Annotated in this window: 4 protein-coding genes and 2 pseudogenes; 4 read left to right on the forward strand and 2 right to left on the reverse strand. The window is 57.0% G+C overall.

Translation table 11 applies throughout. The features are described 5' to 3' along the window. Together B3605_RS12915 and B3605_RS12920 are read right to left on the reverse strand one after the other, a co-directional pair. Positions 1 to 151: pseudogene (locus B3605_RS12915) on the reverse strand (PhnA-like protein); the annotation flags it as partial. A gap of 109 nt (positions 152 to 260) precedes the next feature. After that, positions 261 to 1,343 carry an alpha/beta hydrolase family esterase gene (locus tag B3605_RS12920; RefSeq protein WP_183794198.1) on the reverse strand — a complete coding sequence of 361 codons (1,083 nt, stop codon included), beginning with the start codon at positions 1,341 to 1,343 and terminating at the stop codon, positions 261 to 263. 718 nt (positions 1,344 to 2,061) lie between these two features. Between B3605_RS12920 and B3605_RS12925 the strand changes: the two genes are divergently transcribed. From B3605_RS12925 to B3605_RS12940, 4 genes and pseudogenes are all read left to right on the forward strand, one after another. Further along, positions 2,062 to 3,087, forward strand: coding sequence for a Gfo/Idh/MocA family protein (locus tag B3605_RS12925; protein WP_112941950.1), 1,026 nt, complete (start codon positions 2,062 to 2,064; stop codon positions 3,085 to 3,087). A gap of 1 nt (position 3,088) precedes the next feature. Continuing rightward, positions 3,089 to 4,168, forward strand: coding sequence for a Gfo/Idh/MocA family protein (locus tag B3605_RS12930; protein WP_112941949.1), 1,080 nt, complete (start codon positions 3,089 to 3,091; stop codon positions 4,166 to 4,168). A 142-nt stretch (positions 4,169 to 4,310) separates the two neighbouring features. Further along, positions 4,311 to 4,574, forward strand: a complete 264-nt coding sequence (locus B3605_RS12935; RefSeq protein ID WP_112941948.1) for a DUF2934 domain-containing protein — start codon at positions 4,311 to 4,313, stop codon at positions 4,572 to 4,574. Between the two features lie 504 nt (positions 4,575 to 5,078). Continuing rightward, positions 5,079 to 5,352: pseudogene (locus B3605_RS12940) on the forward strand (GGDEF domain-containing protein); the annotation flags it as partial.

The following is a 5,352-nucleotide window of genomic DNA, read 5'->3' on the forward strand; positions in this document are numbered from 1 at the left end:
CGGTGGCAGGGTCTAGAACGGCTGCGCCGATTCCGACACCCAGTAGATTGAGCAGAAACTGCGTTGCGAGAGCGATAACCACACCCGCGAACACTGCCCCCCATGATATTTTGTCGAGGGCTGTGATTGCTTCGTCGGTCGCGTATGTCATGCCGGTGGGCGAGTGTGTTGAGATAGGTTGGGACATTGCCAACTCCTCTGGGTGATGCCTGGAAATGCCGCCAGGACACGGCCGTGGGTATTTTCGCGTTCGCGAATGGCTACTTCGGGTCAGCGCAGAGCCCGGCTGAGCGGAATGCCTTTTCAATGATGTCCTGTATCCCGGTCGCGGGCACACCCTGAGGCTTCAACGGAAAGGTCTGGACCGCGTCCGCAGAGCGGTCGACGGCGATTGAGGGCGTCAAGTTCCAGCTTCGCGCAATCTCCGCTGTCGAGGATACCCCGACATCGAGCATGAATGGCCCGGCGGATCCGAAGCCGCCTCTCTCGTCGATTGGCGTGTCGTGCCCCATGCCATCAATACTGTGAAACTCTACGGGCACGAAACCGGTGCTGTCAGACCATCTCGTCGTATGGTGCGAGCTATCCAATGATGACTTGGAGGACGATGGCGATAAGCCGTGAACTCCCAACCATTGGTCTACGAGTGCGTAGGCGTTTGCCTCGGCGACAGTCCGATCTTTTGAGCCCTGCCAAAGCGAGACCGCTGGCCATGGTCCAGCATGAGCAGAGGCTCTGTGCACCATCCCCGAGAGAGTTGCCCCGGACGGCAACCCAACACCACGCATGTGCTCGAGAGCATGAGGAACCGATGATGCGACGACACCGTAAGGCAGCCCCCCGATGATCGCCCCGGCGGAAGATATTTCTGGATAGGATGACAGCATGACATCCGCCATCGCGCCGCCAGCCGATAAGCCAGTGATGAAAACCTGCCTACTGTCGACGTTGTGATTGATACAGATGGTCTCGATCATGTGCCTGATCGACAGCGCTTCCCCGCTGTCTCGGCGGATGTCGCTCGGCTCGAACCAGTTGAAGCAAAGGTTGGAATTGTTCTGCCGCCGCTGTTGATAGAGGACAATGAACCCGAGATCGGCTGCCAGCTGCGCCCAATGGGAGCCGCCATCATATGAGGCCGCCGATTGCGTGCAGGCATGGAGGCCTACTACCAAGGGCGGATCACAGCGAATGGTGTCTGGAACAAAAACCCATCCTGCCAGATTGCCAGGATCTGAACCGAATGCGGGAATCTCTGCGAGATGGTGCGATGAGCGCTTGTCCGGAGAAGTAAGGGCTCGAAATGCTGCAAAGTGTCTGATTGTGTCGTATAGGGACGTCATGTCGTTCTCCAGCCATCAACACCGAAGCGGCGGTGACTAAGGTGAACTTGGCGACATCGGGTTAGTTGCGTCGCGCAAAATATATAATTGACGGCTCAGGCAAGACTGGAAGCCATTCGCCTGCATCTACGATTTGGAAGACAGGTAAGTGATGACGGTCTTGTGGTCACGCCACTCGACGTATTCTAAAGAAGCGGGTTACCCAGACATTCAGCTTCGTGACGGTTAAACTCTTCAGCGAGCTCTTTCGCATCGGACTTGCGCAAGGCAATGAAATCCCGCCCTTTAGAAGCTGTCTTTTCCTGTAGCTTGTGGCTATCGCTTGAGCATTTGAGTTTTTCTTCGAGGGCACCGCGTCGCGCATTGAAGCACACAGGGTGAAACCAACCATCGCACCATAAGACATATGGCTTTCACATTTGGGCCGCCACTTATTTGCGAAGTTCGCTCCGCTTGTGGTCTTCGGCGCCGTAGGTCTGGGGCCGCTCCTTCAATGCACTGCTGATGGTGTCGTCCTGATGTTGTCACTGTGATAAATAACTATTTAGATACAAAGTATTTTCATTTAGAAACAGTCGGTTAATTCCGTTCTCGGTAGTATGCGCTGGTCGCGCGATCTTGACAGGAAATCGCTTTCACTGTCTGTCTTGTCGCGAGGAGTGCGGTGAAGCTCGGTGTATGTCGAGCTTCGCGTCGCAAGTGAGGAGGACGCGTTTCTATGTTGAGATTTGCCGTTGTCGGGATCGACCATGGGCATACCTTCGATCATGTGAAGGGATTGCTGGCCGCCGGTGCCGAATTCGTCGGCTATTGCCCGAAGACATCCGTTCCCGCCATTCGCGAGATGTTAGAAAAAACCTATCCCGATGCACCGCAGATCGACCGTGAGCAGTTGCTGGCCGATCCCTCGGTCGACGTGATTTGCATCGCGGCGATCCCGGCCGACCGGGCTGATCTCGCCATCCGCGCCATGAAGGCCGGCAAGGACGTGATGACCGATAAACCCGGCGTGACTACATCAGCGCAGCTGCAGGCGGTGAAAGACACGGTGGCCGAGACAGGCCGCATCTTCTCGATCTGCTTTTCCGAACGCCATTGCGTGCGCTCAGCAGTCAAGGCCGGCAAGCTGGTCAAAGCGGGTGCGATCGGCACCGTCATCCAGACGCTCGGTACGGGACCGCACCGGTTGCAACTACCGACGCGGCCCGACTGGTTCTTCGACCCGGAGAAATTCGGTGGTATCATCGTAGACATCGCTTCACACCAGGTCGATCAGTTCCTGTTTTACACGGGTTCGACTTCGGCCACGGTTGCTGCAAGCTCGATTGGCAATTTCGGCATGCCCGACCGGCCGGCCTTCCAAGATTTCGGTGAGGTGCTTCTGCGCTCCGACAATGGCTCCGGCTACATCCGCGTTGATTGGTTCACACCCGAGGCCCTGCCGACATGGGGCGACGGTCGTCTCACTATTCTCGGGACCGAAGGCTATATCGAACTGCGCAAATACATCGACATCACCGGTCGCCCCGGCAAGGATCACCTCTTCCTCGTCAACGGCAAAGAGATGACCCACATCGATTGCAGCGACGAGAAGCTCGATTATTTCGAGGCGTTCCTGGCTGACGTGCGCGACCGCACGCAGACGGCGATGTCGCACGCGCATGTTTTTGAGGTTTGCCGGCTCTCTCTGGAGGCGCAGGCGAACGCGGTCAGGATCGGCAAGGGCGACGGGCAGGGGCGCTGACATGAGCAAGAAATTTCGCGTAGGCGTGATCGGGGCTGGCATCGCCGCCCGCCATCTGGCCGGTTTCGCCTGGAACAAGGAGCTGTTCGACGTCGTGGTTCTGTGTTCGCTCGATGCGGACCGGGGCAAGGCGCTTTGCGAGGAGTTCGCAATCCCTGAGTATACCCAGGATGCGGGGGCAATGATTGCCCGCGCCGATCTCGATATCATTGATATCTGCACGCCGCCGAGCTCGCATTTTGACCTCTGCCGCAAGGCAATCGAGGCCGGCAAGCACGTGATCTGTGAAAAGCCACTGTTCGGCTCTATCGCCGAAGTGGACGAGATGGCCGGCATCGTGGCCAGCGCCAACGGGCCGAAGCTGATGCCGATCTTCCAGTATCGCTATGGCTCCGGTCTTCAGAAGCTGAAGATGCTTATCGATCTCGGGCTTGCCGGCGAGGCGTTTTTGACGACAATCGAAACCCATTGGTGGCGCGGTCCGGATTACTACGCCGTTCCTTGGCGCGGCAAATGGGCAACTGAGCTTGGCGGTGGTCTGCTCGGGCACGCTATCCACGCCCATGACATGCTGAACTACATTCACGGTCCCTGCGCCGAACTCTTTTGCTTCGGCACCACATTGGTCAATCCGATCGAGGTGGAAGACACCGCAGCACTTTCATTGAAAATGAAGAACGGATCGCTCGCCAGCCTGTCGATGACGCTCGGCTCGCGCGAAGAGATCTCGCGCCTGCGGTTCTGCTTCCGAAATCTGGTGGCAGAGAGCATTGTCGAGCCCTATACGATGGGGCGCGATCCCTGGACCTTCAAGGCGGGCAACGACGAGCACCAGGAGGAGGTGGATGCCGCGCTCGTCCGCTACGAGGTCAAGGAAGATGGCTATACTCGCCAGTTCGAGCTCTTCCATCATGCACTGATGCGCAACGAAGATCCGCCAGTAACGCTTGCCGACGCTCGCAATTCGCTGGAATTGGTCACCGCCGCCTACCAGTCGCAACGCACCGGGCTCCCGACATTCCTGCCGATTCTTCCCGACCACACGCTCTACCATTCCTGGCTACCCGAGGGTGCCCGTTAGCCGGAAGAGAAGACCGAGACCAGGACCAACGCAGAATATCACCTTTGAGACGATGAAAGTCGTGCTGAAGTAACGACTTCCTAAGCTCCATTTGTCAGCCTCTGCGCTATTGATTTTTATAAGCCGTTGTTCGAGGTCTTTCATGTTTTTGAGTAAAGACGATTGGATCAATCAGCGCGCCTATGCGCTATGGGAAGAGGAAGGACGGCCGGATGGGCGCGGCGGCGAGCATTGGCAGCAGGCGGCCCGTGAGTATCAGATGCTGGAGCGCACGCGAGCCTCCGCCGATGGCCGCGACCTGATCGAGCGCTTAAAGACGATGGGCGGGATCATGCGCGAAGCGAACCGCGACGATCGATCCGAGACACCGGGGAAATCCACGTCTTCGCGCTGTTCGGCACGCTGATTGTTCTCGACAATCGTTGACGTGATTTGTGGTCCTATGAAGAGATTTTGCAATCTGAGATTCATCGCCATTCTAGCGATTGCCGCCTCAGTTTTGGCTCTCCTACTGATCGACGATATAAGCTCTTCACGACGGTCTGCAATGATTGTCGCCATATTGGGACCGGTTGGAGCACTTTGGATGTTCCGTCTGCTGTGTTTGCTGGTCATTGGTCTAGCCCTATGGGCGATATGGCAGGATGTGAAGCTGCGAGAGCGCGTTGATCGGGTCATTGCGCAGCGGAATATCATCGACGAAAGTGTCCGGCGTGACGAATGATCTTTTGCGACGATGTTGGCACACAGTCGCCATTCCGGCGCCGCTCGTTAAGGCTTACTTAGGCACGATAATCTGTTTCCACTATAATTGAGTAGAAAAACGATCGCTGGAGTACAACGTCAACCTTTGCTGAAGAATATGCAGAGTCGAAGGCATGAACGCCTTCTTGCATGGCAGAGGCGGTGAATGTTCTCATCGATTGTACGCGAAGTCAGGTCACAGCTTACGGGACGCCTGTGCGCTCGTCCTGATCGCCCCGAGATCGGCGCCGAAGCGATTTCCGCCGACGCATCCGCCGAACTCGTCCACCTGAAGAAGCTGTTCGATCACTCGTCGCGCGCTGCCCGTATCGGCGTGTGGGAATGTAATCTTCCAGACGAGACCTTGGCATGGACCGACATGGTCTACGAGTTGTTCGACCTACCTATCGGCCACCCGCTTATAGCGCGGCGATCAGGAT

It is taken from the genome of Rhizobium sp. UBA1881, from assembly GCF_002338015.1.
Classification (GTDB): domain Bacteria; phylum Pseudomonadota; class Alphaproteobacteria; order Rhizobiales; family Rhizobiaceae; genus Rhizobium.